Origin of the sequence: Janthinobacterium sp. FW305-129, from assembly GCF_020858115.1 — a bacterium.
In the GTDB taxonomy this organism is placed as follows: domain Bacteria; phylum Pseudomonadota; class Gammaproteobacteria; order Burkholderiales; family Burkholderiaceae_D; genus Janthinobacterium.
On sequence record NZ_JACYMM010000002.1, the window covers coordinates 35,788 to 61,258 of the forward strand.

26 protein-coding genes are annotated in these 25,471 nt (G+C 63.5%); 7 read left to right on the plus strand and 19 right to left on the minus strand.

Going from position 1 to position 25,471, the window contains the following annotated elements:
• Positions 1-91: 91 nt before the first annotated feature.
• Positions 92-2,392, minus strand: coding sequence for an ATP-dependent Clp protease ATP-binding subunit ClpA (gene clpA / locus IGS61_RS03745; protein WP_034751575.1), 2,301 nt, complete (start codon positions 2,390-2,392; stop codon positions 92-94).
• A complete protein-coding gene (clpS, locus tag IGS61_RS03750; protein WP_034751577.1) occupies positions 2,389-2,691 on the minus strand; it encodes an ATP-dependent Clp protease adapter ClpS in 303 nt (100 codons plus the stop codon). The genes clpA and clpS overlap by 4 nt, the downstream gene beginning before the upstream one ends.
• 321 nt (positions 2,692-3,012) lie before the next feature.
• Here clpS and cspE point away from each other — a divergent pair, with 321 nt between their 5' ends.
• The gene (cspE, locus tag IGS61_RS03755; protein WP_010395943.1) at positions 3,013-3,216 is read left to right on the plus strand and encodes a transcription antiterminator/RNA stability regulator CspE; all 204 of its coding nucleotides are present in this window, start codon (positions 3,013-3,015) and stop codon (positions 3,214-3,216) included.
• A 95-nt stretch (positions 3,217-3,311) separates the two neighbouring features.
• Here cspE and icd read toward each other — a convergent pair whose 3' ends face one another.
• A complete protein-coding gene (icd, locus tag IGS61_RS03760) occupies positions 3,312-4,565 on the minus strand; it encodes an NADP-dependent isocitrate dehydrogenase (protein WP_230538388.1) in 1,254 nt (417 codons plus the stop codon).
• 291 nt (positions 4,566-4,856) lie between these two features.
• Here icd and IGS61_RS03765 point away from each other — a divergent pair, with 291 nt between their 5' ends.
• The 3 genes from IGS61_RS03765 (at position 4,857) to IGS61_RS03775 (ending at position 6,429) form a co-directional block, all read left to right on the plus strand.
• Positions 4,857-5,420, plus strand: coding sequence for a pseudouridine synthase (locus tag IGS61_RS03765; protein ID WP_230538389.1), 564 nt, complete (start codon positions 4,857-4,859; stop codon positions 5,418-5,420).
• Between the two features lie 110 nt (positions 5,421-5,530).
• Positions 5,531-5,854: a hypothetical protein gene (locus IGS61_RS03770; protein ID WP_230538390.1), complete on the plus strand. Its 324-nt coding sequence runs from the start codon at positions 5,531-5,533 to the stop codon at positions 5,852-5,854.
• Between the two features lie 131 nt (positions 5,855-5,985).
• A complete protein-coding gene (locus IGS61_RS03775) occupies positions 5,986-6,429 on the plus strand; it encodes a DUF192 domain-containing protein (RefSeq protein ID WP_230538391.1) in 444 nt (147 codons plus the stop codon).
• A gap of 156 nt (positions 6,430-6,585) precedes the next feature.
• Here the strand turns inward: IGS61_RS03775 and rpsT are convergent, their stop codons facing one another.
• Positions 6,586-6,852, minus strand: a complete 267-nt coding sequence (rpsT, locus tag IGS61_RS03780) for a 30S ribosomal protein S20 (protein ID WP_010395935.1) — start codon at positions 6,850-6,852, stop codon at positions 6,586-6,588.
• A gap of 308 nt (positions 6,853-7,160) precedes the next feature.
• Between rpsT and murJ the strand changes: the two genes are divergently transcribed.
• Entirely contained in the window at positions 7,161-8,708 is a 1,548-nt protein-coding gene (gene murJ / locus IGS61_RS03785) for a murein biosynthesis integral membrane protein MurJ (RefSeq protein ID WP_230538392.1), read from the plus strand.
• A 72-nt stretch (positions 8,709-8,780) separates the two neighbouring features.
• Here the strand turns inward: murJ and IGS61_RS03790 are convergent, their stop codons facing one another.
• The 12 genes from IGS61_RS03790 to gspG form a co-directional block, all read right to left on the minus strand.
• Positions 8,781-9,296 (minus strand): FxDxF family PEP-CTERM protein, encoded by a 516-nt coding sequence (locus tag IGS61_RS03790; protein WP_230538393.1) that lies wholly within the window; start codon positions 9,294-9,296, stop codon positions 8,781-8,783.
• A 222-nt stretch (positions 9,297-9,518) separates the two neighbouring features.
• The gene (locus IGS61_RS03795; RefSeq protein WP_230538394.1) at positions 9,519-10,142 is read right to left on the minus strand and encodes a type II secretion system protein; all 624 of its coding nucleotides are present in this window, start codon (positions 10,140-10,142) and stop codon (positions 9,519-9,521) included.
• A gap of 5 nt (positions 10,143-10,147) precedes the next feature.
• Positions 10,148-10,540, minus strand: a complete 393-nt coding sequence (locus tag IGS61_RS03800; protein ID WP_230538395.1) for a type II secretion system protein — start codon at positions 10,538-10,540, stop codon at positions 10,148-10,150.
• A 3-nt stretch (positions 10,541-10,543) separates the two neighbouring features.
• Complete coding sequence (locus IGS61_RS03805; protein WP_230538396.1) at positions 10,544-11,026, minus strand: type II secretion system protein; 483 nt, start codon at positions 11,024-11,026, stop codon at positions 10,544-10,546.
• Positions 11,023-13,053, minus strand: coding sequence for a secretin N-terminal domain-containing protein (locus IGS61_RS03810; protein WP_230538818.1), 2,031 nt, complete (start codon positions 13,051-13,053; stop codon positions 11,023-11,025). The genes IGS61_RS03805 and IGS61_RS03810 overlap by 4 nt, the downstream gene beginning before the upstream one ends.
• The gene (locus IGS61_RS03815) at positions 13,053-13,574 is read right to left on the minus strand and encodes a hypothetical protein (RefSeq protein ID WP_230538397.1); all 522 of its coding nucleotides are present in this window, start codon (positions 13,572-13,574) and stop codon (positions 13,053-13,055) included. The genes IGS61_RS03810 and IGS61_RS03815 overlap by 1 nt, the downstream gene beginning before the upstream one ends.
• A complete protein-coding gene (locus tag IGS61_RS03820; protein WP_230538398.1) occupies positions 13,571-14,134 on the minus strand; it encodes a hypothetical protein in 564 nt (187 codons plus the stop codon). Before IGS61_RS03820 ends, IGS61_RS03815 begins: the two co-directional genes overlap by 4 nt.
• Positions 14,131-14,679, minus strand: coding sequence for a hypothetical protein (locus IGS61_RS03825; RefSeq protein ID WP_230538399.1), 549 nt, complete (start codon positions 14,677-14,679; stop codon positions 14,131-14,133). Before IGS61_RS03825 ends, IGS61_RS03820 begins: the two co-directional genes overlap by 4 nt.
• Entirely contained in the window at positions 14,676-15,503 is an 828-nt protein-coding gene (locus tag IGS61_RS03830) for a hypothetical protein (protein ID WP_230538400.1), read from the minus strand. The genes IGS61_RS03825 and IGS61_RS03830 overlap by 4 nt, the downstream gene beginning before the upstream one ends.
• On the minus strand, positions 15,496-17,190 hold the full coding sequence (locus IGS61_RS03835) for a GspE/PulE family protein (RefSeq protein WP_230538819.1): 1,695 nt from the start codon (positions 17,188-17,190) through the stop codon (positions 15,496-15,498). Before IGS61_RS03835 ends, IGS61_RS03830 begins: the two co-directional genes overlap by 8 nt.
• Entirely contained in the window at positions 17,190-18,395 is a 1,206-nt protein-coding gene (locus IGS61_RS03840) for a type II secretion system F family protein (protein WP_230538401.1), read from the minus strand. The genes IGS61_RS03835 and IGS61_RS03840 overlap by 1 nt, the downstream gene beginning before the upstream one ends.
• A gap of 35 nt (positions 18,396-18,430) precedes the next feature.
• Complete coding sequence (gspG, locus tag IGS61_RS03845; RefSeq protein WP_034782166.1) at positions 18,431-18,874, minus strand: type II secretion system major pseudopilin GspG; 444 nt, start codon at positions 18,872-18,874, stop codon at positions 18,431-18,433.
• Positions 18,875-19,189: 315 nt separating this feature from the next.
• On the opposite strand from gspG, the gene IGS61_RS03850 reads away from it, so the two are divergent.
• The gene (locus IGS61_RS03850) at positions 19,190-19,543 is read left to right on the plus strand and encodes a protease inhibitor I9 family protein (protein ID WP_230538402.1); all 354 of its coding nucleotides are present in this window, start codon (positions 19,190-19,192) and stop codon (positions 19,541-19,543) included.
• A 40-nt stretch (positions 19,544-19,583) separates the two neighbouring features.
• On the opposite strand, the gene IGS61_RS03855 is transcribed toward IGS61_RS03850, so the two are convergent.
• Positions 19,584-20,213, minus strand: coding sequence for an NF038129 family PEP-CTERM protein (locus IGS61_RS03855; RefSeq protein ID WP_230538403.1), 630 nt, complete (start codon positions 20,211-20,213; stop codon positions 19,584-19,586).
• A 10-nt stretch (positions 20,214-20,223) separates the two neighbouring features.
• Positions 20,224-23,238: an ExeM/NucH family extracellular endonuclease gene (locus IGS61_RS03860; RefSeq protein WP_230538404.1), complete on the minus strand. Its 3,015-nt coding sequence runs from the start codon at positions 23,236-23,238 to the stop codon at positions 20,224-20,226.
• Positions 23,239-23,655: 417 nt separating this feature from the next.
• On the opposite strand from IGS61_RS03860, the gene IGS61_RS03865 reads away from it, so the two are divergent.
• Positions 23,656-24,381, plus strand: coding sequence for a PEP-CTERM sorting domain-containing protein (locus IGS61_RS03865; RefSeq protein ID WP_230538405.1), 726 nt, complete (start codon positions 23,656-23,658; stop codon positions 24,379-24,381).
• A 59-nt stretch (positions 24,382-24,440) separates the two neighbouring features.
• Here IGS61_RS03865 and IGS61_RS03870 read toward each other — a convergent pair whose 3' ends face one another.
• Positions 24,441-25,469 carry a TIGR03790 family protein gene (locus tag IGS61_RS03870; RefSeq protein WP_230538406.1) on the minus strand — a complete coding sequence of 343 codons (1,029 nt, stop codon included), beginning with the start codon at positions 25,467-25,469 and terminating at the stop codon, positions 24,441-24,443.
• Between the last annotated feature and the right edge of the window lie 2 nt (positions 25,470-25,471).

Genomic DNA, 25,471 nt, shown 5'->3' on the forward strand with positions numbered 1-25,471 from the left:
CAACAGTTTCCATTCCTGCGGCCAGGACGTAAAAAAACCCGCGCCACTTGTGTGGGCGGGTTTTTTGATCGCGCGGAAGCGAAGGGGCCGATTACTCGACTTCCACCGTTTCCGGTGCTGCCGTCGGCGCCGCGTCTGGCGGTTCCGGGAATTCCAGCAAGACCTGGTCCTTGTCGTCGAGGTCGACGGTGACCCGTCCACCCGTGACCAGGCGGCCGAACAGCAGTTCGTCGGCCAGGGCCTTGCGGATCATGTCCTGGATCAAACGCGCCATCGGCCGCGCGCCCATGAGCGGATCGAAACCTTTCTTGCCGAGGAAAGCACGCAGCTTCTCGGTAAACACGGCTTCGACCTTTTTCTCGTGCAACTGCTCTTCCAGCTGCATCAGGAACTTGTCGACCACGCGCAGGATGATTTCCTGGTCCAGCGCGCGGAAGCTGATGGTCGCGTCGATGCGGTTGCGGAACTCCGGCGTGAACATGCGCTTGATGTCGGCCATCTCGTCGCCGGCCTGCTTCGAATTGGTGAAGCCGATCGACGTCTTTTGCAGGCTTTCCGCGCCCGCATTGGTCGTCATGATGATGATCACGTTGCGGAAATCGGCTTTGCGGCCATTGTTGTCCGTCAAGGTGCCATGGTCCATGACTTGCAGCAGGATATTGAAAATGTCCGGATGGGCTTTTTCAATTTCATCGAGCAGCAAGACCGCATGCGGCTTCTTGGTGATCGCTTCCGTCAGCAAGCCGCCCTGGTCGAAACCGACGTAGCCCGGCGGCGCGCCGATCAGGCGGCTGACGGCGTGGCGTTCCATGTATTCCGACATGTCGAAACGGATCAGCTCGATACCGAGGATGAAGGCCAGCTGTTTCGCCACCTCGGTCTTGCCGACGCCGGTAGGACCGGAGAACAGGAAGGAGCCGATCGGCTTGTCCGTCTTGCCCAGGCCGGCACGGGCCATCTTGATGGCCGAGGCCAGCGCGTCGATGGCGGGATCTTGCCCAAACACAACATTGCGCAAGTCGCGGTCGATCGTCTGCAGCTTGCTGCGGTCGTCCTGGTTGACCGTTTGCGGCGGGATGCGCGCGATCTTGGCGATAATGTCCTCGATCTCGGCTTTGCCGATGGTTTTCTTTTGCTTCGACTTCGGCAGGATGCGCTGCGCCGCGCCCGCTTCATCGATGACGTCGATCGCCTTGTCGGGCAGATGGCGGTCGTTGATGAAGCGCGCCGCCAGTTCGGCCGCCGTCGACAGGGCCGAGGCCGAGTATTTCACGCCGTGGTGCTCTTCGAAGCGCGACTTGAGGCCGCGCAAGATCTGCACGGTTTGCTCGACGGTCGGCTCGTTGACGTCCACTTTCTGGAAACGGCGGCTCAAGGCATGATCTTTCTCAAACACGCCGCGGAATTCCGTGTACGTGGTCGCGCCGATGCATTTCAGCTGACCATTCGCCAGTGCCGGTTTCAGCAGGTTGGATGCATCCAGCGTGCCGCCCGACGCCGAGCCCGCACCGATGATGGTGTGGATCTCGTCGATGAATAGGATGCCGTTCGGATTGTCCTTCAATTGCTTGAGCACGGCTTTCAGGCGCTGTTCGAAGTCGCCGCGGTACTTGGTACCGGCCAGCAAGGCGCCCATGTCCAGCGAATACACGACGGCATTCTGCAGGATTTCCGGCACATCGCTTTGCGTGATGCGGTAAGCCAGGCCTTCGGCGATGGCCGTCTTGCCCACGCCCGCCTCGCCGACCAGCAGCGGATTGTTCTTGCGGCGGCGGCACAGGATCTGGATCACGCGGTCGACTTCTTCCTCGCGGCCGATCAGCGGGTCGATCTTGCCTTCGGCAGCGGCCTTGTTCAGGTTTTGCGTGAACTGGTCGAGCGGGCTTTCCTTCGGCTGGCCGTCGACTGGCGCTTCTTCCACGCCTTCGGAGGCTTTCGCGCTTTCCGTCGACTGGTCCTTGCGCACGCCGTGCGAAATGAAATTGACCACGTCCAGGCGCGTCACGCCCTGCTGATGCAGGTAGTAGACGGCATGCGAATCCTTTTCGCCGAAGATGGCCACGAGCACATTGGCGCCCGTGACTTCCTTCTTGCCATTCGAGGCGGACTGGACGTGCATGATGGCGCGCTGGATCACGCGCTGGAAACCAAGCGTCGGCTGGGTGTCGACTTCGCCCGTGCCAGGCACGGTCGGCGTGTTATCGCCGATGAAATTGGTGAGGGTCTTGCGCAGGTCTTCAATATTGACCGCGCAGGCACGCAACACCTCGGCAGCGGAGGGATTGTCCAGCAGTGCCAGCAATAAATGCTCAACCGTGATGAATTCGTGCCGTGCCTGCCGAGCTTCGACAAACGCCATGTGCAAACTTACTTCTAATTCCTGCGCAATCATACTTCCTCCATCACGCACTGCAGGGGGTGCCCCGCCTTGCGCGCATGCGTTAAAACGAACTCCACTTTGGTACACGCTATATCTTTAGAGAACACGCCGCACACTCCTTTGCCGTAGCGATGAACACTGAGCATGATTTGCGTCGCCGTTTCACGGTCCTTGTTGAAATACTCCTGAATGATGGCCACCACAAATTCCATCGGGGTGTAGTCGTCATTGAGCAAGGCCACCTGGTAGAGCGGTGGCGGCTTCAGCACTTGCCGCTCCAGCAGGGTTTCTGTGTCGTGCTTGGTTGCCATACGCTTATTCTAATGCTTTCACAGTGGTTGTCATGCGCAATATCTACGCCTTTCCAATTGTTTTCAATCTTACGCGTTTTCTTAATATTGCGCAGATGGCGACCTTGCTGTCAAAATCAAGAGTTGCTTTTTTGGTTGTCGTGAAGAATTTGGCAATATCGATGGAAAAGCGCTTGACTTCATTATTTATTCCGCCAACAATGCTGTATCGACTGTTGCAGTAATGTACAGCTTGATAAGAAGTGAGACGTCGAGGAGGGGGCAAGAAGCTTCTTGCTTTTATGGCTCGTGTGATTTGTTTTAATTTTGAAAGTTCTTTTTATGGCAACAGGTACAGTTAAGTGGTTCAATGATTCCAAAGGTTTTGGCTTCATCACTCCAGATGATGGCGGCGAAGATTTGTTTGCTCATTTCTCCGCAATCAACATGAACGGTTTCAAGACCCTCAAAGAAGGTCAAAAAGTTCAATTCGAAGTCACGCAAGGCCCTAAAGGCAAGCAAGCTTCCAACATCCAAGCAGCCTAAGCATCGCCGGCCCTCAGATGTGAAAAACCCCGTTTCCTTGAAGCGGGGTTTTTTTTCGTCCGCAGGGTGCGCTGCACCCTGCCCCACCGCTCTTGTTACATGTGCTCGATCATGACCTCGCCGAAACCGGAGCACGACACTTGCGTGGCGCCTTCCATCAGACGGGCGAAATCGTAGGTGACGCGCTTCGAGGCGATCGACTTTTGCATCGAAGAAATAATCAGGTCGGCCGCTTCCAGCCAGCCCATGTGGCGCAGCATCATTTCCGCCGACAGGATCAGCGAACCGGGGTTCACGTAATCCTTGCCCGCGTACTTCGGCGCCGTGCCGTGCGTCGCTTCGAACATGGCGACGGAATCGGACAGGTTGGCGCCCGGCGCGATGCCGATGCCGCCCACTTGCGCCGCCAGCGCGTCGGAAATGTAATCGCCGTTCAGATTCAGGGTGGCGATGACACTGTATTCGGCCGGACGCAGCAAGATCTGTTGCAGGAACGCGTCAGCGATGGAATCCTTGACGATGATGTCGCGGCCCGTCTTCGGATTCTTGAACTTGCACCAGGGGCCGCCATCGATCAGCTCGGCGCCGAATTCCTTTTGCGCCAGCGCATACGCCCAGTCGCGGAAGCCGCCTTCCGTGTACTTCATGATGTTGCCTTTGTGCACAATCGTCACGGAAGGCTTGTCATTGTCGATCGCGTACTGGATGGCCTTGCGCACCAGGCGCTGCGTGCCTTCGATGGACACGGGCTTGATGCCCAGGCCCGAGGTGGCCGGGAAGCGGATTTTCGTCACGCCCATTTCATTGATCAGGAAATCCATCAATTTCCTGGCTTCGGGCGAGCCTTGCTGGTATTCGATGCCGGCGTAGATGTCTTCCGAGTTTTCGCGGAAAATCACCATATCCGTCTTTTCCGGCTCTTTCACGGGCGACGGCACGCCCGTGAAATAGCGCACGGGACGCAGGCAGACGTACAGGTCGAGCTGCTGGCGCAGTGCCACGTTCAGCGAGCGGATGCCGCCGCCGACGGGCGTCGTCAGCGGGCCCTTGATGGAGACCACGTAATCTTTCAGCACTTGCAAGGTTTCTTCCGGCAACCACACATCGGGGCCGTACACATTCGTCGATTTTTCGCCCGCGTAGATTTCCATCCAGCTGATCTTGCGCGCGCCGCCGTAGGCCTTGGCCACGGCCGCGTCGATCACCTTGATCATGACCGGGCTGATATCGATGCCCGTGCCATCGCCTTCAATGAAGGGAACGATGGGATTATCTGGTACATTCAGCGAAAAATCGGCGTTGACGGTGATTTTTTGGCCGTCAGCAGGTACAGTGATATGTTGATACATCGTGATCTCCGAAGTGGGACACACCGCTGGCGGGCAACACGGGCCGGCGACGCGCTCTGCGGTTGCAGAGTTTACAAAAACAAGTCCGAACATGGCGGCAACAACGCACTTTAGCAGGGAAAGAACACCCGGGCCATTCACGGCGCCAAAGAACCTCGTTGCCATACCGCCTATGTCTTCTATAAGACATAAGACTTACGTTTCACATTATGCACCAGTATCTTACAGGGCGCCACGCTTTTGCGGCGCCAACCAGCAGCCACCATCGTTTGCATCAATTCCTCTACCAGCATGCCACTCATCCTCTTCAATAAACCGTTCCAGGTCCTGTGCCAGTTTTCGCCGCAGGACGGCCGCACCACTCTGGCCGACCACCTCACCATTCCCGGCATCTACCCGGCCGGCCGGCTCGACGCCGACAGCGAAGGCTTGCTGCTGCTGACGGACGACGGCCGCCTGCAGCACGAGATCAGCCACCCGGACCGCAAGGAAGCGAAAACCTATCTGGTGCAGGTCGATGGCGTGCCCGATGCGGCCAGCCTGGCGCGCCTGCAGGCGCCGCTGGACCTGGGCGACTTCATCACCAAACCGTGCAAGGCCGTGCGCATCGCCGAGCCGGACTGGCTGTGGCCGCGCAATCCGCCCATCCGCGCGCGCGCCGACAAGCCCACCTCGTGGCTGGCGATCACCTTAAAAGAGGGAAAAAACCGGCAAGTGCGGCGCATGACGGCCGCCGTCGGCCTGCCCACCCTGCGCCTGGTGCGCAGCGCCATCGGCCCGTTCTCGCTGGCCAGCCACCCCTTGCTGCCAGGAGAATGGTGCGAAGTGCCGGCCGAGAACATCGGAAAAACGTGAGCGGGACAAGAAAAAACAGCCTCGGCATTGAATTTTGCCAATAAGCACTATTTATTTTTAGATAATGCATTAAAATCATCCCACCTTAACATGACTGAAAAGGAAAGATGATGACAAAAGTAATCCTGGCCCTGGCCGCTTCCCTGCTCGCTGGCGCTGCACTGGCGCAATCGGGCGCCAAGGTGCACGCTTCCGCCGCGACCGATGCCGTCAAGCCGCCACCCGCCTCGGCCGCCAGCCACGCCTCGGCCGCCACCGACGCCGTCAAGCCGGTGCCGCCGGCGTCGGCCACCGTCAACGCGTCGGCCGCGACGGATGCGGCACGTTCGGGCGCATCAACCAAGGCCTCGGCCGCCACCGATGCGCCGCGCCTGGTTCCCCAGTCCCGCAAGTCGAAGCAGCCGGCCGCTGAAGCAGGCAAGCCCGTGAAGTAAGCGCAATCCCCGGGGTTACGGCAGCGACTATGTTGCTGTAACCCCACGCTTTCGGCGCGGACAGGCAGCATGCTTGACCAGGCAGCCGCCAGCATGGCTTAATCGCCGCTTCGCAGCCACCATCCCGCCCCATGAAAAATTCCCTACGCCGTCTCGGCCTGTCCATCGCCTTGTTATCTTGCGCCAGCATGGCCCAGGCGCAAACCAGGGGCGTGCAACTGTCGGCCGGCATGCATCTGATCCAGGCGGAAGTGGCCGCCACGGAAGCACAACGCGAGCAGGGCTTGATGTACCGTGAAAAGATGGAGGCGAATGCGGGCATGCTGTTCGTCTTTGGCAATCCGTCCACGCAATGCATGTGGATGAAGAACACGCCGCTGCCCCTGTCGGTGGCCTTTATCGATGCCAGCGGCAAGATCGTCAACATCGAAGACATGCAGCCGCATACGCTCGACAGCCATTGCTCCACGAAGACCGTGCCCGTGCGCTATGCGCTGGAAATGCACCTGGGCTGGTTCAAGCAAAAGAATATCAAGCCGGGCATGAGCATCGGCAACCTGCCGGCGGCACGCTAGGCCGTGGCGGCCGGCCGCTGGCGGACGCGGCCTTAAAAATCCGGATAAAAACGCGAAAAAACCCGCCAGAACGAATCTGCGGGTTTTTGCTTTTCAACCAGTGCCAGCGTACCGGCACAGACAAGGCCACCGTGGTGGCTTGCCTGCTGGCGAATATTAAGCGGACAGTGCTTTCAAAGCAGCTGCCAGACGGCTCTTATGGCGAGCTGCCTTGTTTTTGTGGATGATCTTCTTGTCAGCGATACGGTCGATGGTCGACACGGATGCCTGGAAGATTGCAGCAGCAGCTGCCTTGTCGCCGCCCTGGATCGCTTTGCGAGCAGCTTTGATAGCCGTGCGCAAGGTCGAACGTTGGGACGAATTGTGTGCGTTTTGCTTAACTGCTTGACGAGCGCGTTTGCGCGCTTGTGCGGTATTTGCCATGGAATTTCCTAAAACAGGGTCAAAGTGCGTTTGCAAACATTAGTGTTTGCCAACCGGTGCGTTCTGTGCGTCTGCCGAACCATGTGTGCCAAACCAGTGCCTGTCAAACATTAGTGTCTGCGTAACAGAATTCTGTACAGCCTTCGATTATAGCGATATTTTCAAGCGGGAGCAAATCAAAAAACCGTGTGTGACGCCAAAAACACCTGAAAATGGGGCTGGCAAGGGCGAATCGGCAGCGGATCGGCGGCAATTGTTACCATATTTTAAGCGTTTTCCGGCACTGCGCCCGGCTATAATCTGCCCCCATGAACTTGCTTAAAACCCTCGCCGCCATTTCCAGCATGACCATGCTGTCCCGTGTAACCGGATTATTGCGCGAAAGCCTGTTCGCGCGCGCCTTTGGCGCCGGCGCCTACACGGACGCCTTCATCGTTGCCTTCCGCATCCCCAACCTGTTGCGCCGCTTGTTTGCCGAGGGCGCGTTCTCGCAAGCCTTCGTGCCGATCTTGTCTGAATACAAGAACCAGCATGGCCAGGAAGCGAGCAAGCAACTGGCCGACCATGTGGCCACCACCCTCGTCTGGGCCACCTTGCTCGTGTCCGCCATCGGCATCGTCGGCGCGCCGTGGTTCGTGTATGCGATCGCCACGGGCCTGTCCAAGGACCCGGGCGCCTTCGACGCGGCCGTGTGGATGACGCGGCTGATGTTCCCTTATATTACTTGCATGTCCTTCGTGGCCCTGGCCGGCGGCATCTTGAATACCTGGCGCGAATTCAAGATACCCGCGTTTACGCCGGTGCTGCTGAACCTGTCCTTCATCGCCGCCTCGCTGTTCCTCGCGCCCTATTTAAAACAGCCGATCTACGCCATGGCCATTGCCGTGTTCGCCGGCGGCCTGCTGCAGGTGGCCATCCAGATTCCCGCGCTGATCAAGATCGGCATGCTGCCGCGCCTGTCGCTCAATCCCGCCATCGGCCTGTCCGACGGCGGCGTGCGCCGCGTGCTGAAAAAGATGGGACCGGCCGTGTTTGCCGTCTCGGCGGCGCAGATCAGCCTGATGATCAACACCAGCATCGCCTCGCGCCTGGCCGAGGGCAGCATTTCCTGGCTGTCGTACGCGGACCGCCTGATGGAGTTTCCGACCGCCATGCTGGGCGTGGCCCTGGGCACCATCTTGCTGCCCAGCCTGTCGAAAGCCAACGTGGATGGCGACAAGACGGAATACTCGGCCCTGCTGGACTGGGGCTTGCGCCTGACCTTTTTGCTGGCCCTGCCCGCCGCCGTCGGCATGGCGACCCTGGCCACGCCCCTGATCGCGACATTATTTCACTACGGCAAGTTTACGGCCGAATCCGTCACCATGTCGACGCAGCCGCTGGTGGCCTACAGCCTGGGCTTGATCGGCATTATCTTGGTAAAAACCCTGGCGCCCGCGTTCTATGCGCGCCAGGACATCCGCACGCCCGTGAAAATCGCCATCGGCGTGCTGATCGCCACGCAGCTGATGAATCTGCTGTTCGTGCCCTACATCGCCGTGGCCGGCCTGGCCCTGTCGATCGGCCTGGGCGCCTGCCTGAACGCCAGTTTCCTGTACTGGGGCTTGCGCAAGCGCGGCATTTACCAGCCGAAACCGGGCTGGGCCAAATTCTTCGCGCGCCTGCTGCCGGCCCTCATCGTGATGGGCGGCGTGGCGTATGCTGGCGCCCTGCGCATCGACTGGATCGCCATGCAAGCCCATCCGCTGCTGCGGGCCGGCGCGCTGGCCCTGGTGGTGGCCGTGTGCGGCGTGGCGTACTTTGCGACGTTATTTGCGGTTGGCTTCCGCTTCCGCGACTTCAAGCGCCACGCGTGACAACATGCGCAGGACGTTGTAGAAACAAAAAAACCCGCCTCGGCGGGTTTTGTCATTCTGGCCAGGAAAAAATCAAACAGCCTTGCGGGCGCGGCGGCGGAGCGCGAAGCCGACCAGCGCCAGGCCGCCCAGCAGCATGCCGTAGGTTTCCGGTTCCGGCACGGGCCGGGCCGATACCGTCCCCATATACTGGGCCCGTGTCAGGCTGGTCACGCCGGTCACGCGCACAGTGTACTCACCGGCGTCCAATTCCCATGGACCAGCCCAACTCAGGCTTTGCATGCCTATCGCCGTGCGCTTGACGAAGCCGCCTTTGTCATTGCGATATCCAAGCAAGGTGGCCGTAATATCCTGGACTGCCCCTTCCGGCGAGGTAAACGTTTGCAGGAAGGCCAGCGAGGTCCACGATGGCGTCAGCAATTTAAAGGTCCAGGAATCATCGACCTGGAAAAACGTCGGGATTTTGGTGCTAATTCCCGACAGCGTATCGGTTGTATCAGGATCCAGGACACCCAGCTCATACGTTGCAGCCGATGCGCTGAACGAAGCTGCAGCCAGAATGCCTGCCGCGATAAATTTCAATTTCATAAATTATCCCTTAAAAGTAATTTATGGCCGCCAGATGGGCCAGCCATCGCTTGAGTACTGAAAGTACCAAACAAAATGGTATCATAAAGACATCAAATTACTTGTAATTATTTTATTTAAATTTCATTTGAAATAAGTATTTCCTCTATGGAATGGTTACGCATGCCGGAGGATTTCCCAGTGAAAATAGTTCTCTCTGTATCGCGCTCCATTGACTTATGGTTACAACGGGTTTGCCGCTTCCTGCTGCGCGCCGGCCTCTTCCTCCGGCGGCACCACCTCGGGCACGGCGGACGCTGGCGCGGCAGGAGGAAACAAGGCGGGCGGCTTGCCCGTGTCCACCTCAGCCGGCACGAGAGCCAGCCCTGCCGGCGGCACGGGGCCGCCGGCGACAAACTGCCACTCGGACAGGTGCGCCTTGCCTTCGAAACCAGTGAATCGGGCGTCGAAATTGCCCACTTTTAAGGGCGCGGACGACGACAGGCTATGCACGCCGATGATGCCGCGGCTGCCCGGCTGGTACAGCAAGCCCCATTCGGCGCGCCCCGTGATGGGGTCGACATACAGCTTGCGCAAATGGCGGCGCACTTGCGGAAAGCGGGGATCGCGCAGCAAGGCGGAAAGCGTCGCCGGCTGCTGCGGCTGGCCGGCGGGCGTGGCACCCGCGTAGCTTTGCAACGCATCGGCAAACTGCGCGCCGATATCGAGCAACTCCTGCTCGGCCGCCTGGCGCTGCAGCAGGGAACCCATCTTCAGCCCGGCCGCCCCCACCAGGCCCAGGATGGCCACCAGGATGATCAGGCCCAGGTAAGTGAAACCGCGCTGGCGGCGCGCAGAACGATGCATGGCCGCTACCAGTCGGCAAACGGCGTGCCGCTGCGGTCCTTGCCGGGCGCACCGCTTTTCACGTCATACACCTGGCCCGGCGTGTCGTCGGGCGGCGGCACGATGAGCCAGCTGGCGTCGCTGTCCGTGATGGGATCGACGGGCATGGCGCGCAGGTATTTCTTTTCCACAAGTTGCTCCAGGGAATCGGGATAACGGCCCGTATCGCCGTGGAACTGGTCGATGGTGGCGCGCAGGTTGCGTAGATTATCCGCCAGCACGGTTTCCTTCGCCTTGTCGAGGCTGGGAAAGTAGCGGGGCACGGCCAGGGTCAGCAGCAGCGCCACGATGCCTAGCACCACCAGCAATTCGATCAGGGTAAAGCCGCGCCTGCGGGCAGCAAGGATGTCAGCAGCCATGGTTCACCATAGACGGTAAGGCACGTTGTTCAAGCCGGTCTTGCTGGACGTGGAGTACACATCGTAGACGTCATCGCCTTCGCGCGGTTCAGCCGCCTCGCTGGCGTAGCTGCGCTTGCCCCAGGTCTGCGCATCGCTCAGGCCCGCGTCTGCGTTGAACGGGTCGCGCGGCACGCGGCGCAGGAAAAACAGTTTGCCGCGCTTCGGGTTGCGCTGGTCCGGCACGCCTTCGACCAGCAGTTCCAGGCTTTTCGGATAACCGCTGGCGTCGGGCGCCCGCACGATGCGCCCTTCGTCGCCGGCCCGTTTATAGGCGTCGAGCCCCTGGCGGATCTCGCGCAGCGCGCGCCGCAAGTCCTGCTCCTGACGCCGCTGCATGGCCACCTGCGTGACGGGCACCACCAGGGTGCCCAGCACGCCGAGGATGGCCAGGGTCACCAGCAGCTCGATCAGGGTAAAACCGCCGGGCGTGCGCGCCAGCCTCATTTGGCGACCGGCACCGGCTGGCTCGACGACAGCGGCAAGGGCGACGCCTGCAGCGGCACGGGCTGGCCCGACGATATCGGCAGCGGCGAGGCGGCCGGTTCGGGCGACGGCGCCACTTCCGGCGCGGGCACGCTCTGCGGCAATGCCGGTGGCACGATCGGCGGCACCTGTCCCGGCGCCATCAGCGGCTGCGCCGGCGCCGGCTGCATGCCGACGGCCGACGGGCCGGAACGCACGATCACCGTGCCCGGCATCTGCGTGGGCGCCCTGGCCGCCATGTCGGGACGGCGGCGGAAGCTGCCTTCCGTGCCGGCCGAGAATTCCGATTCCTTCGCTTCCGGACGCTGCACCGTGCGCACCAGGTGCGGCGTGACCGACAGCACGATCTCCGTCTTCTGGCTGTCGTCCTTGCTGCTGCCGAACAAACGCCCCAGCACGGGAATATCGCCCAGGCCAGGCACCTTGTTGCCCGAGCTGCGCTCTTCATTGTTGATCAGGCCCGCCAGCACCTGGTTTTCGCCATCCTTCAATTGCAGCATGGTCGAGGCCTGGCGCGTGCCGATCTGGTACAGGGTCGAGCCGCTGCGGGTGGTGGTGGCCGCCCCCAGGTTGCTCACTTCGAGCGAAATGCGGATGCCCACCTCGTTATTCAGGTAAATGGTCGGCTCGGCGTTCACCGTCAGCCCCACGTCCAGGTAGCTGATCGACTCGGAAGCGAAGCCGCCCGTGCCCGGCGAAATCGTGGTGGTCACCACGGGCACCCGGTCGCCGATGACGAACTTCGCCTTTTCGCGGTTGCGCACGCGGATGCGCGGGTTGGCCAGGATGTTCGCATCGCCATCCGTCTTCTTGGCGTTCGCCGTCACGGACAGGTCGCTCACGCCGATGGTGCGCTGGTTCAGATTATTCAGGTCGTTGATGGTCAGCCCTATCCCGCCCGAGGTGGAAAGTGGCGTCAGGGTCAGGCTCGATGGCCAGGCCACGCCCAGTTCCAGCAGGCGGCTGCGCTTGACTTCGAGGATTTCCAGCTCCAGCACCACTTCCGCCTCAGGCACGTCCTGCAGCGCGATCAGGCGCTCGGCCAGGCGGATCGCCTCGGGCGTGTCGCGCACGATGACAAGGTTGAGCTTTTCATCGGCCACCACGTCGCGCATCTTCAAGATGGTCTTGAGCGTGTTGGCCACCTGCCTGGCGTCCGCGTTCGCCAGGAAGAAGGTCTTGACCAGCACTTCCTGGTATTCCTTCACTTTCGCCGCCACATTGGGATAGATCAAAATGGTGTTCGCATCCATCACCTGCTGCTCCAGCTGGTTCGTCACCAGCAGGAAGTACACGGCCGATTCCACCGTGCTGTTCTTCAGGAAGATCGACGTTTTCGCGTCCGCCTTGACGTCCTTGTCGAAGACGAAATTGAGGCCCGAGCGGCGCGCGATCAGCTCGAACACCTGTTTTAACGGCGCGTCGCGGAACTCGATGGTGATCGGCTGCTTGTACGACTTGGCCAGGCCCGATTCGACGATGGGCGGCGCCGTTTTTTCATCGACCTCGCGCAGCAGCGCGCGCGCGCCCGCATGGTTCGGCTGCTCGGTGAGGATGGCGTTCAGGCGCTGGCGCGCCGGGTCGTATTGTTTTGCATCAAACGCCGTGCGCGCATCGGCCAGCAATTTCCCCTGGCGCTGTTCGCGTTCGAGCGCGCGCAAGCCGCTGCTGGCGCGCTCGTTCTGCGCATCGATTTCCAGCACGCCGAGGAAGGACGCGCGCGCCAGCTCGCCCTGCCCCGCCTGCGCCTGGCGCTCGGCCTGCAGCAAGCGGCTGCTGGTGGCCCGTTCGCGCGCCTGCAGATACGCGCTGCGGTACTGCGCGTTGCCGGGGTCTTGCTGCAGCGCCTCCTGCAGCTTTTGCAGGCCGGCCGGGATGTGATCTTGCGCAATCAGCTCGCGCCCGTCGCGGTAGGCTTGCTGCCCTGCGCAGCCGGACAGCAGCGCCAGCAGTACCGGCAGCAGCGCCGATGAAAAGGAACGAGACATCACTCGGAAACTCCAATGTTGAGCTGCTGAACCTGGTTCAACGGCAGATAAGTGAGCGTCATGACGGGCGGCGCGATCGCCGCGACCTTGTAGGCGCCATCGATGACGGTATTGGCGCGCACGATATACGTCTTGTCGGCGCGCGACAAAAACACTTCCCAGGCGCCGTCGGCGGCTGCCTTGCCCAGGTAGACGAAGGGCAGCGGCGGCGCCATCGGCGGCGGTGGCGGAGGTGGCGCGACGGCGGCCACCTTCGGCGGCGGCGGTGTCCAGTCCTGGCTGTGGAAGACGGCGCCGGCGCCGCCAAAGGTGTCGCCATCCTCGCCCGCCACTTCGCTGCGCGGCAGCAAGGCCAGGATGGCCGGCTGCGCGGCCGGCGGCCTGGCGGCGGCATGGCGCGCGGGGGCGACGGCGCGCTCGACCGCCTCGGCCACCTCGGCCACGGGCTGGCGCTCGCCGAACAGCAGCAAGGCGCCCGCGCCCAGCACGCCGGCCAGCATGAGCCAGTGGCGCGGGGTCATGGCGCCGCTCCCACGCTGTCAGCTAAATAAAACGTCAGGCGCATACGCGCTTCGAGCTGCGTGTCGGCGATCTGCTCGCGGCGAAAACTCAGTTCGTCGAGCGAAGCGAAGGGCATGGCGCGCAGCGCCTGCAGCGCGAACTGCCACACGGCCGCATAACTGCCTTTCAGCGGCAGGGTCACCTGGTATGTGGCGACACGGCTGGCCTTGTCGTAGCCGCTCTTGTATTCGCCCTGCGCCAGCAGCAAGCCGTTTTTCGCGGCCAGGTCGAACAGCTGCTTGACCTGCTGCTCCGCGTGGCGCTGCTGTCCCAGGGTGGCATAAAAGCGCGCCAGGTTCTCGCTGGCCGTGGCCGGCGGCGCCAGGGCCGCCACAGCCAGCGCTGGCTGCGGCAAGGGGCGCGCTTCCAGCTGCGCCGCCACGGCCCGCTGTTGCCATGCCCACGCCCAGGCGGCCACGCCCAGTGCGAGCAAGGCCACGGCGATGCAGGCGGGCGCGCCCAGGCGGCGCAGCAGCAGTTGCGCGCGCAGGCGCAAGATATTGATGTCGATGGCCATCATGGCGTGCCCCAGCGCGCTTCAAGCTGGAAGCGCAAGGGTTTGTTCGGGTCGAGCGCATTGATTTCATGGCGCAGCAGCTGCACCCTGGCGCCGAACAGCTCCTGCCGCTTCAATTGCGCCACATACGCCACCATGGCGTCGCTACTGGTGGTTTCGGCGGTGATCTTCAATACCCGCTTGCGCGCGTCCGGCTCCAGCGCCAGCAGCGCGATGGCGGGCGGCGTGGCGCTGGCCAGCGCATCCTGCACGTCGCGCCACGGCAGGTTCAATTGCAGGATGGCCGCATTCACGGCCGCCGCCTGCGCGGGCGCGATCGGCACTGGCGGCGCAGGCGCCGGTCCCTGCATGGCGGCCGCCACGCGCTGTTGCGCGCGCTGCCATTGCGCCTCGCTTGCCTGCTGGCGCCGCAGCGCGGCGCTGCCGCTGCAGGCCGCCGTGACGATCAAGGCCACGCCCAGCGCGCCCGCGCACCACGCCCAGGCGGGCACGCGCCGCAGGCTGCGGCGCCAGCCTGGCGGCGCGAAATCGATATCGAGGCGCGTCATGCCACGCCTCCGCTGCGGGCCAGGCAGGCGGCCGGCGACAGGGCGGCTTCGCCGTCCGGCGTGGAGAAAATCTGGCAATGGAACGCTTGCGCCGGTGCCAGCCAGCCCGCCGGCGGCGCGCCGCACAGCTGCAGCAGCGCGGGTGCCGATACGCCTTGCAGCAGCGCCTCGCGCGCCAGCGTCTGCGCCAGCCAGTCGCGGCCTGCATCCTGCGCGTCCCGTGGCAGGGGCAGCGCGCGCACGGCAAGCAGGCGGCCAGCGTGCCGCACGCCCAGGGTCAAGGCGTTTTCCTGCAACTGGCCGAACCAGGCGCCCGGCTTCAAGGCGCCGTGCCAGCGGTTCCAGTGGCGCGCGAATTGCGGCGTAATAAAAATCAGGGCCAGCTTGCGTTCGGCCGCCACGCGCGTCAGTTGCGCCAGCAGCGCACGGGGCACGGCGCAAAAAAACGGCGCGCGCGCATCCCAGGCACTGCTGCTGTGCCACAGGCCGGGAGGATCGCCATACAGCGACTGGAAGCGCAGCGCGGCGGCCGCCTCGATGTCGGCCAGGCGCGCCGCGCCTTGCGGCATGTCCACTTGCCACAGGCGCGCCAGCGCATCGTCGAGCACCACGGACAAGGGCCAGCCCGCGTATTGGCCGGCCGGCAGCAGCTGCGCCAGCGCCTGGCCCAGGGCGGCAAAGTCGCCATGCAGCGACTCGTCCCGCGCATACGCGGCTTCGCCCAGCGGCGTCCAGGCGGGCGCGCGCCAGCGGCTGCTGCGCCACAAGCTGACGCTGCCCGCCGCCACGCCCAGGCGCAGTCCAATTCCCAAACCTCTACGCATGCAGGGTGACCCTCTTGATTTCCGTGATGGTGGTGGCGCCCCGCTTGACCAGTTCCAGCGCCGCCAGGCGCAGGCTGCGCGTGCCGTTCGCATACGCGGCCGCCTTGATCTGGCGGATCGGCTTCTTATCGACGATGAGTTCGCGGATTTCATCGGTCAGCACGAGGATCTCGGCGATCGAGCGGCGCCCCTTGTAGCCCGTGCCGCGGCAATCGCCGCAACCCTTGCCCTGCTTGAATTGATATGCATCAACGTCGGTGCGCGCCAGGCCCACGCTGGCCAGCTCTGCGTCGTCCGGCGTGTACTCCACCGCGCAATGGGGACAGTTGGTGCGGATCAGGCGCTGCGCCCAGATGCCGTTCAGGGCCGAAACAAACGCATACGGGTCGATGCCCATGTGGGTAAAACGGCCGAACACGTCGAACACATTATTCGCGTGCACGGTGGTGAGCACCAGATGGCCCGTGAGGGCCGACTGCACGGCGATTTCCGCCGTCTCGCGGTCGCGGATCTCGCCCACCATGATTTTATCGGGGTCGTGGCGCAGGATGGAGCGCAAGCCCTTGGCAAAGGTCAGCCCCTTCTTTTCATTCACGGGGATTTGCAAGATGCCGGGCAGCTGGTATTCGACGGGGTCTTCGATGGTGATGATCTTTTCGCGCCCGTTGTGGATTTCCGTCAGCGCCGCGTACAGGGTGGTCGTCTTGCCCGAGCCCGTGGGGCCGGTGACGAGCAGCATGCCGTAGGCTTCCTGCGCCAGCGCGCGCAGGGCTTCCAGCGAGGGCGCGTCAAAACCCAGCGCTTCCAGGGTCAGCGCGCCGTAGGCCTCGATCATGGCGCGCTTGTCGAGGATGCGGATGACGGCATCCTCGCCATGGATGCTGGGCATGATGGAGACGCGCAAATCGATTTCGCGCCCGCCCGACTCCACGCGGAAGCTGCCGTCCTGCGGCACGCGGCGCTCGGCGATATCGAGTTCGGCCAGCACCTTCAGGCGCGAGATGATGTGTTCCGCCACTTCGATGCCGTTGACGGCCGTGGCGTGATCGAGCACGCCGTCGACCCGGTACTTGACGGCCAGGCCGCCGGCCGTGCTTTCCAGGTGGATGTCCGAGGCGCCCGCCTTCAGCGCATCGTACAAGGTCGAGTTGACCAGCTTGACGGCGGGGCTGGCCGCTTCCGACACGCTGGCGAACGACAGCACGGCCGCCGTCTTGCCGTCGCGCCGCGCGTCAGTGGCGGCGCCGGGCAGCAGGCTGTCGACGGCGCGCGCCGATTCTTCCTGCTTCGACAGATAGGCATCGATATCGGCCTGCAGCGCCAGATGCACGTTCAAGGCGCCCTGCCCGGCGCGCGCCCCGAGCCAGGTTTGCAGATCCAGATCAAAAGGGTCGGCGATCACGCCCGCCAGCTGGCCATCGGCGGCGCGCAGCAGCACGCAGTGGCGCGCCAGCGCCTGCGACAGGGGCAGCCGGTCGAAGGCGGGAGACAACGCCAGCATGTCCGCCGTTTCCAGCACGCCCAGGCCGAAGGGGCGCGCCAGTGCGCGCACCACGGCGCGCGCGTCGATGCCGCTCAATTGCTGCAATTGCTCGACCAGGCTGCGCTTCGATTGCCGGCTCAGGAGGCGCGCGCGCTGCAGCAGCGCAGGGTCGATGGCCACGGTGGATCCGGCTGCGCTCTGCATCATGAAATGTCGCCGGCCAGGTCGAAGATGGGCATGTACAGCAGGATCACGATGGCGCCCACGACCAGGCCGATGGCGGCCATCAGCAAGGGTTCGAAGGTGCGCGTAAAACGGTCGATCCAGCGGCTGATTTCGCCATCATAAAAGGCTGCCGACTGCGTCAGCATGGGGCCCATGTCGCCCGTGCGCTCGCCCACGCGCAGCATGCGCAGCGAGATCGGCGTGGTCAGCTGATATTGCTCAAACGCGGATGACAGGGGCTGGCCCGCCTCGATGGCGCCGCGCGCGCCCTGCAGGGAAGCCTGCATGCCGGGCGAGACCATCGCCTGCACCGTGGAAATGGCTTGCACGATGGTGATGCCCCCTTCGGCCAGCATGCCCAGGGTCAGGTACAAACGCGACAGTTCATAGATGCGCACGCGCTCGCCGATGCCGGGCAATTTGGCCAGCAGGCGCGCCACGCCGCCATGGCGCAGAGCGCGCCGCACGGCAGTGAACACGACGCTGCCGGTGATCAGCAGCCCGAGCAACAGCAGCACGCCATGCTGCGTAACGAACTGGCCCCAGCTGAGCATCACTTGCGACATCCACGGCAGATTGCGCCCGGCGCCCTGGTAGACCTCGGCAAAACGGGGCACCACATAGCTGATCAGGAAGGCGCTGACGCCGCCGCCCACGGCCAGCAAAATAGTGGGATAGATGGCGGCGCTGACGATTTTACTGCGCACCGTATCGATGCGCTGCTGGTAGTCGATATAGCGCGACAAGGCACGCGGCAAGTCGCTCGTGCCTTCGGCCGCCTTGACGATGCCGATGTACAAGGGCGGGAACAGTTCGGCTTGCTCTGCCAGCACGGCGGAAAAGCGCTTGCCTTCGCGCAAGCCTTCCAGCAGGCGCGTGAGCACGCTGCGCGTGGCTGGCGACGCTTCCTTTTCCAGCAAGGCTTCCAGCGCCTCGACGATGCCCAGGCCCGCTTGCAGCAGCGCCAGCAATTCCTGGCTGAACAGCAGCAGGGGCAGGGCCCGCGCGCGCTGGCGCCCGGCCGCGCTGAACGGCGTGGCCCGCAAGGGACGGATGGCGCTGACGAACAAGCCGCGCGCCTCGGCCTGGCGGCGCGCGTCGGCCTCGTCGCGGCCGTCGATCACGCACGTGTGCAAGGTAGCGATGGCCTGGTCCGTGGAAAGCGCGCGCACTTCAAACTGCATGATGGCGTGTCCGTGAGGGAGGCGTGGCGCTGGCCCTATTGCGAGCTGATGTCGGCATTCTCGCCGCTGCCGCCCGGCTGGCCATCCTTGCCCATCGAGACGATGTCATACTCGCCCTTGCTGCCCGGGGCGCGGTATTGATAGGCATGGCCCCACGGGTCGAGAGGCACGGCTTTTTTCAGGTAGGGGCCATTCCAGCGCGTGCCGGCGGCGGGCGGCGCGGCCAGCAGCGCGGCCAGGCCTTCTTCCGTGGTCGGATAGCGGCCCACGTCGAGGCGGTAGGTGTCGAGCGATTTTTCAAACGCCTCGATCTGCGCCTTGGCCACCGTCACTTCCGATTTGCCCAGCTGGGCGAAGTATTTGGGACCGACATAGGCCGCCAGCAAGCCGATGATCACGATGACGACCAGCAATTCGAGCAAGGTAAAGCCGCGCGCATGGCGCGTTGCCGCAAGGTTCTGCCTGTGTGCTGCATGCATCCGGTAACTCCTTCTTGCCTACCTTCAATACATTGCCGCCATGTGCGCCGCTGGTGGCTGCGCACAGGCGGCGCGCGCCTGCCTGATGCCTAAGTAAGCCCCAATAAATTATTGTGATTTCCTGAGGATTGCTTAGCAGGCTACCATGCCGCTTATGCTTAATACAATCTTTTATTTGTACTGAAAACAACAAAATACCAAGGGAAACCATCACGTTTGCACTAGCGCAAATTGCGCACCGCCTGCCCCGCCCCGTGGCGCGGGTACAATCGGCGCGTGGGCGGCCGTGCCGCCACCACGCACCGAGGAGCCTCCATGCCAGCCTTCCGCCTGAGCGTTGCCATCCTGGCCAGCGCCTGTATCCTGCCGGCCGCACCGGCCGCGCCCCCGCGCCAGGCCTACATTGTGCAATTGACAGCCGCACCGCAGGCGGATGGCGATGCGGCCCGGCGCGCAGAGCGGCGGCGCGCCGTACTGGCGCTGGTGCCTGACGCCACAGTGCAATACCGCTACACGAACGCGCTGGACGGCTTTGCCGCCCTGCTCACCCCGGCCGAGGTCAAGCGCCTGCGCGCCAGCCCCCTCGTCGCGCGCGTCTCGCCCGATAGCGAAGAGCATGTCAACGACGACGGCACGCACCGCGGCACCGGAACCGCCCCGCAATCTTAAGCCCGCGCAACACGCACCGGCGCGCGCCGCGCCGAAAGGCTCACACGCTCTGGCGGCGGCGCAGGGCCAGACCGATCAGCGCCAGGCCGCCCGTCAGCATCATCCATTCCGACGCTTCCGGCACGGCCGAGATCGTCGCCATGCTGGCGTAGCTGCTGCCGGTAATGCTGCCGGGCAAGCTGCCGTTCAGCGGGGTCAGTTCGAATTGCACAAGGTTGCCATTCGCATTGCCCAGGTAAGCCATGCCGGTATAGTCGAGCAAGCCCACGCCAAACGTCGTGCCCGCGTTGCCGGGCGTGGTCAGGAAGTCGCCGCCGAAGACGACGTTGAAACCGAACTTGCCGCCCAGGGTCACGTTGTGAAACCAGTCGTTGTAGGCACCGCTATTGCCGAAGGTCAAGGTGCCAGGCACGCTGCCGCTGACATTGCCTTCCTGCGATGCCAGCGCGCCGAACGCGCCCGAGAAATTGCTGAGCACGGCGCTGGCGCCCGGCGCGGGGCTGTTGCCGGCGATAAAGGCGAAGTCGAGGAAACCGGCGCCCGAGAACTGGCTGGTGTCGATTTCCACGCGGTAGGCTAGCGGGTCCGCCAGCGCCACGCTGGAACTGGCGGCCAGCACGGCGGCCAGCACGGCGCGGCGCAGGGCCGGATTGAGTTTCGTTGTCAGCATGATGGTGTCCTCAGAAGTTGCCGGCGTAGATGCTGGCGGAATAATGGATCGTCGCTTTCGACGGATTGGTGAAGCTGACGGCGAACGAGGCCGTCGCACCGGGCGCCAGGCTGGCCGCATTGACGGTGACATAGGCGGCGCCCGCATGGCTGCCCGTGGCGTTGCTCAGGCTGACGCCGGCCGGCAAGCCGCCAAACACCACCTGGAACGGGCCGCTGATGGCCGCCGTGCCCGTGTTCGTGAAGGCGAACGTGCCCGTGTATTGTTGCGTCGCGCGGTTGAACGTGAGGCCCGAACTGGCTTGCGCCACGCCGGCCGTGATGTCGCGGTAGGCGGGCTGCAAGTCCAGGCTGATGACGACGGGGTCGTGGTCCGAGGCGCGGTAGGGCAAGGCGTTGTACAGGTCTTGCGGCTTGGCCGCATCGATGTTGTAGTCGATCACTTCCGGCTCGTCCGCATTCACATGCCATTCGGCAACACCGGCCACTTGCGGACTCAGCGAGGCGCTGGCCAGGGCATGGTCGAGGTAGCCGCTCTGGCCGCCGAATACGTAGGAGTACGGCATACCGGACGGCCGCACGAAGCGTTCGAGTTCATTGACGAAGCCGGCGCCCGTGATGAGCTGGATCGGGTCTTCCGCGCCATACGAATTGAGGTCGCCGATGACCAGCACGTCCGCGTCGCCGGCGGCGGCCGCCACTTGCGGCACGAAGCTGCCCACCAGGCGCTGGGCTTGCTGCACGCGGGTGGCGTTCCAGCAGCTCTGGCTATCGTTGTTGTCCGCATCCGGCCCGCTTGCCGGGCAGCTGCCCTTCGATTTCAGGTGGTTGACGATCAGCGAGAATTTCTCGCCATTGCCCGCAAGAAAAGTTTGCGCCATGGGCGGACGGTTGTTGATGGCGTTGGCATCCGACAAGGCGCCGCCCACCAGGCCCAGTTTGGCGGGCTTGTAGATCATGGCCACGCGGATGGCGTCCGTGCCCGTGGCGGCCGGCTTCGGCACGACGGCGTAGGTGACGCCGCCGATGGCCGCGTTCAGCTGCTCGACCAGATAGGTGACGGCCGTTTCGCCATTGTTCTGGATTTCCATCAAGCCCACCACGTCCGCATCGATGGCTTTCAGTTCGGCCACGATCTTGTCGCGCTGGCGCTCGAACTCGGCCAGGTTGTCGGCGCCGCGGCAATTGCTCTTGCTGGTCGATGACCCCACGGTGCAGCCCTGCCCCGTCTGGCCAAACACGTTATTGCCATTGGTAAAAGTCGTAAAGAAATTCAGCACGTTGGCGCTGGCCACCTTGACGTTGCCTGATGGCAGTTCCGGGCTGCCCGTGCGCGGGTTGTCGCGCGAGAATTGCGGCGTCTGCGTCGGCTGCAGTTTATATGCGGCGCCGCCACCGCCGATGGCACCGAAGTCCACCACGCCCGTCAGGTCGGCCACCGTGTCGCCGCTGCGCACGGTGCCATCCTGGCCGATGTACGGTATCGTCGGCGGTGTGACGAATATGCCATCATCGAGCACGATCAGGTTGTTCGCATTGGCCGCGATCAAACTTTGTGCCTCGTTCGATCCCGCCGGATAGCGGTTGGTCGGCACCTCGCGCCGGCCCGCCGACAGGGTCAGTTCGCCGCGCGCGCCCAGGTAGGCGTTTTGCGACACGGTCAACGGTTGCGTGAAGCGCACCAGCATGCCTTCCACGGCGGCCAGCTTGTCGTTCGGCAACATCACATTCGCCGGCACGATGCCGTGGCCCGCGCTTTGCGTGAGGATGGCCGTCACATCCTTCAATTCCGTATAGGAATTCTTCGCGCCCGTGGGCGTGTATTCGAACACCGTGCCCGTCACGCGCACCAGCTCGCCCGGCTGCGCGGTGGTGGCCGTGCTGCCCGTGTAGACAAAAATGCCGTCCGACGTCGATGGGTCGCCATCGCCGGCCGCGTCCTGCATGAAGAAGCCCGTGCCCACTTTCAGGGTCACCACGCCCTCGGTCGTCTGCACGGAATTGGCGTAGGGGCTGGCCGCGCCGCTGCCCTGGATTTGCGGGATCGTGTGGCTGACGGCGGCCATGCCTTGCACGGCGACGTCGACCTTGCAGCTGGCGCTTTGCTGCTGGTCGTTGCTGAAATTCACGATGACGGGATAATTGCCCACCGGCACGCCAGCGGCCACCAGCAGGCTCACCGTGGCGCTGTCGCCCGCCACGCCGGCCGCGCTGAAATGGGCCAGGCTGATGCCGGCCACGGCCGGCGACGCCAGGCTGGCCGCATTCACGACGCCATCCACGTCGGACGCGCGCAGCACGGCGCTGCCGCCATTGCCCACGGCCAAGGCCAGGCTGGCGGGGCAGCTGGCAATGATCTGGTGCACGACGGGGCCGCCGCACGCATGCAACGGCGAAGCCGTATTGCGCGGCGTCACGCTGCCGGTGGCAAAATCCGCGCTGTTGTCATCCGTGTCGCTGCAGCCGCCATTCGCGCGCGCAATCGACAGGGTATTCGATGGCGCGGGCGCCGCGGCGCCTTCAAAGCCGTTGGCCGTGCCGAAGCCGACGAGGTCGATGACGGCGGCGCCCGTGGGGCTGGTGCCCGTTTGCGCCGTCTTGCTATTACTCAACAGCACCTTGCCCGCCGTGCCCGACATGGCCAGGCTGCCCGTGGCGTCCGGCGCGGGCAAGTCTTGCGTGCCGCCCGTGCCCCTGGCTTGCTGGACCAGCAAATACTGGCCAGCTTGCAAATCGATAGCCGGCAAGGCCGTCACGGCCCAGCTCGTACCGGCGGCGGACGCGTATTGCACGCTCCAGTTGCCCAGGTTGACGGGACTGGCGCCACGGTTGAACAGCTCAATGAAATCGTTGCGGTACACGGCCCCCGTGTTGCCGCCGCCTCCATACACCTGGCTGATGACGACATCGGAGGCGGCCAGGGCGGACAGGGACAGGCTGGCCAGCACGGCGGCCATGACCGTCAGGCGCAACGGTTTACGCAGGGACAAGGGCGAGAAGGACACGGCGGCAAGGTGGGAAGTCATGGTTTTCCTGGTCAGTAAAATGACAACGAACTTATGATTTGCATACGAATTTGCATACTAAACCGGGCGCATGACGATTTGATGACATTTCATTAAGTTGAACGGAGTCATGCCTGACAGCGATCCAGGCTGGCGACCGCATGCCGGCAGTATCCTTTCAGCAACGCCATGCTTTACAAAGCAAGCTTGATGCGTACTCGGCTGCACAATATGATATAATTCAAACAAATAAGTTTAATTCCTGATAAGAAATTGAACGGCAACACCAGACCCAGTAGTGCAGGCCCCATCCATGCCTGACCTTGAAACGCACTCCCCACCTTGCTCGCAACGGTAGCCTGGACGGGAGCGGCAACATTCGCATGTGGATACACGCGTCGAACGGCGCACCCTTCCATGCTTTTTGAGAGATCGATCATGCCAACACCAATCTTCACGCCAGCCTCTTCCCGTCCCTTGCTGCTGGCCGCAGCACTGATGCTGTTCGGTGCCAGCGTACAGGCGCAAACGGCCGCGCCTGCGCAAAAGAATGAAAAGAATTGCCAGGCCAGCACGCAGTCGGCGAACGGCAATACGAAAGATGCCAACCTGGACGGCACCTACAGCGCCTGCAGCCTGTCCAACGGCTTCATCGGCGCCGGCACGCGCACCAACGACGGCACGAACAAGACGCCGGAATTTGACGGCGGCGTGTCCGACCAGGAATTCCGCAACGCGTCATCGGCCGAGAATAATCACCGCCTGGCCACGCGCCAGTTGCCTGCCGATGCCAGCACCGGCGAACCGCGCAAGGCGCTCGTCAGCAACGACCGCGACTTCCGTTTTGCCACGCGCGACTTCGTCGCCTCCGAAGCAAACCGTCCCTTCGACGACGCAGCCGGATACCGCGGCCCGGGCCGTTCGTATAATCAGGGCCGCAGCGGCGACACCCAGGCGCCATTGATCGTTTCGTCGTCGCTGGGCGAAGGCTTGCCTACAGGCAGTAACGGTGTCGGCGGCGGCGGCTCGGGTGGCGGCTTCACGGGCGGCAGCATCATCCCCGTGACGCCGGACATTCCCGCCGTGCCGGAACCGGAAACCTATGCCATGCTGCTGGCCGGACTGGGCCTCGTCGCCCTGGCGCGCCGCCGCAAGAGCAAATAACGCCGCAGCATGAGAAAAGGCCCGCAAGGGCCTTTTTTATTGCCTGAAAGAATCAGGCCTCAACGCCGCAAGCCCGCATACGGGGCCGCCAGCGGGTCGCCGAGAAACAGGCCCTGGGCCGGCCACAATACGCTGCCCCAGTACGCTTCCAGCGCCGTGCTGCCGGACAGGTAGCGGCGCAGCAGCACGGTCGGATTGGGAAACTTCTGCCAATAACTGCACGGTTCGCTGACGGTGCCATAGCTGGCCGTCGCGCCCGCCTCCAGCCAGCGCTGGCTGCTCATCTGGCTACTGCCCTGCAAGTCGCCGCCAAACGAGGTCAGGTGGTCGGCCAGGGCGCCGGGCAGGAAGTGCAGGGTCTCCAGCTTGGCCACCTTGGCCAGCCCCGTCTGGTACACCATGATGTCTTGCGCCCCTTCCAGGCTGTCCGCCTTGAGGTGCCTGATGGTCAGCTTGCGCTGGCGCACCACGCCGGCGGGCGGAAAGAAAGCGGCGCGGCTGTTGCGCGCCGCGTCGCTGGTGCTCAGGTAATACGCGCTGGCGGCCGGCACGGAAAAGCCGCTGACGGCACCGCGGTCCACCACGGCCTTGGCCTCTTCCACGAAATCGATGGGCAGCAGCATCGACAAGCGCAAGCCCAGCTGCGTGTAGGGCTGCGCCACCTCGCTGTTGAAATATGCGCTGGGCTTGCCCGGATCGCACGTCTTCGCGCATTGATCCCCGTCATAGCCGAGTGTAAATGCGGCAGTGATGGCGTTGCATTCGACGGCATACGGCGCGCTCCACACCATCAGCACGGCCTGGATGTCGGGTTTCAGCTGCGCATTGATGCGCTCTTTCAGCTGCGCGAACTGGTCGATGCTGAGCTTGCGGGGGCGGTTGGGAATATTGACGTGCGCCACGTTCGCGGCCGGAATGCCGTGCGCCTTGCGGTAGTACTCGCCCACCTCGATACTGTTGGGCTCGGCGTCGTTGACGACGATGGCCAGCTGCGAGGCCTGCAATCCGGGCGGGGCCACGGCTGCGGCAGGGTCGGCATGGGCGGCGCCGGCGGCCAGCGCCAGCGAAAGACAAAGGAAGTTGCGCAAGG

What these genes read in the sequence shown, in the direction of transcription:
- clpA (WP_034751575.1), bottom strand. Translation starts at nt 2,392, where the DNA reads ATGATTGCGCAGGAATTAGAAGTAAGTTTGCACATGGCGTTTGTCGAA.
- clpS (WP_034751577.1), bottom strand. Translation starts at nt 2,691, where the DNA reads ATGGCAACCAAGCACGACACAGAAACCCTGCTGGAGCGGCAAGTGCTG.
- cspE (WP_010395943.1), top strand. Translation starts at nt 3,013, where the DNA reads ATGGCAACAGGTACAGTTAAGTGGTTCAATGATTCCAAAGGTTTTGGC.
- icd (WP_230538388.1), bottom strand. Translation starts at nt 4,565, where the DNA reads ATGTATCAACATATCACTGTACCTGCTGACGGCCAAAAAATCACCGTC.
- IGS61_RS03765 (WP_230538389.1), top strand. Translation starts at nt 4,857, where the DNA reads ATGCCACTCATCCTCTTCAATAAACCGTTCCAGGTCCTGTGCCAGTTT.
- IGS61_RS03770 (WP_230538390.1), top strand. Translation starts at nt 5,531, where the DNA reads ATGACAAAAGTAATCCTGGCCCTGGCCGCTTCCCTGCTCGCTGGCGCT.
- IGS61_RS03775 (WP_230538391.1), top strand. Translation starts at nt 5,986, where the DNA reads ATGAAAAATTCCCTACGCCGTCTCGGCCTGTCCATCGCCTTGTTATCT.
- rpsT (WP_010395935.1), bottom strand. Translation starts at nt 6,852, where the DNA reads ATGGCAAATACCGCACAAGCGCGCAAACGCGCTCGTCAAGCAGTTAAG.
- murJ (WP_230538392.1), top strand. Translation starts at nt 7,161, where the DNA reads ATGAACTTGCTTAAAACCCTCGCCGCCATTTCCAGCATGACCATGCTG.
- IGS61_RS03790 (WP_230538393.1), bottom strand. Translation starts at nt 9,296, where the DNA reads ATGAAATTGAAATTTATCGCGGCAGGCATTCTGGCTGCAGCTTCGTTC.
- IGS61_RS03795 (WP_230538394.1), bottom strand. Translation starts at nt 10,142, where the DNA reads ATGCATCGTTCTGCGCGCCGCCAGCGCGGTTTCACTTACCTGGGCCTG.
- IGS61_RS03800 (WP_230538395.1), bottom strand. Translation starts at nt 10,540, where the DNA reads ATGGCTGCTGACATCCTTGCTGCCCGCAGGCGCGGCTTTACCCTGATC.
- IGS61_RS03805 (WP_230538396.1), bottom strand. Translation starts at nt 11,026, where the DNA reads ATGAGGCTGGCGCGCACGCCCGGCGGTTTTACCCTGATCGAGCTGCTG.
- IGS61_RS03810 (WP_230538818.1), bottom strand. Translation starts at nt 13,053, where the DNA reads ATGTCTCGTTCCTTTTCATCGGCGCTGCTGCCGGTACTGCTGGCGCTG.
- IGS61_RS03815 (WP_230538397.1), bottom strand. Translation starts at nt 13,574, where the DNA reads ATGACCCCGCGCCACTGGCTCATGCTGGCCGGCGTGCTGGGCGCGGGC.
- IGS61_RS03820 (WP_230538398.1), bottom strand. Translation starts at nt 14,134, where the DNA reads ATGATGGCCATCGACATCAATATCTTGCGCCTGCGCGCGCAACTGCTG.
- IGS61_RS03825 (WP_230538399.1), bottom strand. Translation starts at nt 14,679, where the DNA reads ATGACGCGCCTCGATATCGATTTCGCGCCGCCAGGCTGGCGCCGCAGC.
- IGS61_RS03830 (WP_230538400.1), bottom strand. Translation starts at nt 15,503, where the DNA reads ATGCGTAGAGGTTTGGGAATTGGACTGCGCCTGGGCGTGGCGGCGGGC.
- IGS61_RS03835 (WP_230538819.1), bottom strand. Translation starts at nt 17,190, where the DNA reads ATGCAGAGCGCAGCCGGATCCACCGTGGCCATCGACCCTGCGCTGCTG.
- IGS61_RS03840 (WP_230538401.1), bottom strand. Translation starts at nt 18,395, where the DNA reads ATGCAGTTTGAAGTGCGCGCGCTTTCCACGGACCAGGCCATCGCTACC.
- gspG (WP_034782166.1), bottom strand. Translation starts at nt 18,874, where the DNA reads ATGCATGCAGCACACAGGCAGAACCTTGCGGCAACGCGCCATGCGCGC.
- IGS61_RS03850 (WP_230538402.1), top strand. Translation starts at nt 19,190, where the DNA reads ATGCCAGCCTTCCGCCTGAGCGTTGCCATCCTGGCCAGCGCCTGTATC.
- IGS61_RS03855 (WP_230538403.1), bottom strand. Translation starts at nt 20,213, where the DNA reads ATGCTGACAACGAAACTCAATCCGGCCCTGCGCCGCGCCGTGCTGGCC.
- IGS61_RS03860 (WP_230538404.1), bottom strand. Translation starts at nt 23,238, where the DNA reads ATGACTTCCCACCTTGCCGCCGTGTCCTTCTCGCCCTTGTCCCTGCGT.
- IGS61_RS03865 (WP_230538405.1), top strand. Translation starts at nt 23,656, where the DNA reads ATGCCAACACCAATCTTCACGCCAGCCTCTTCCCGTCCCTTGCTGCTG.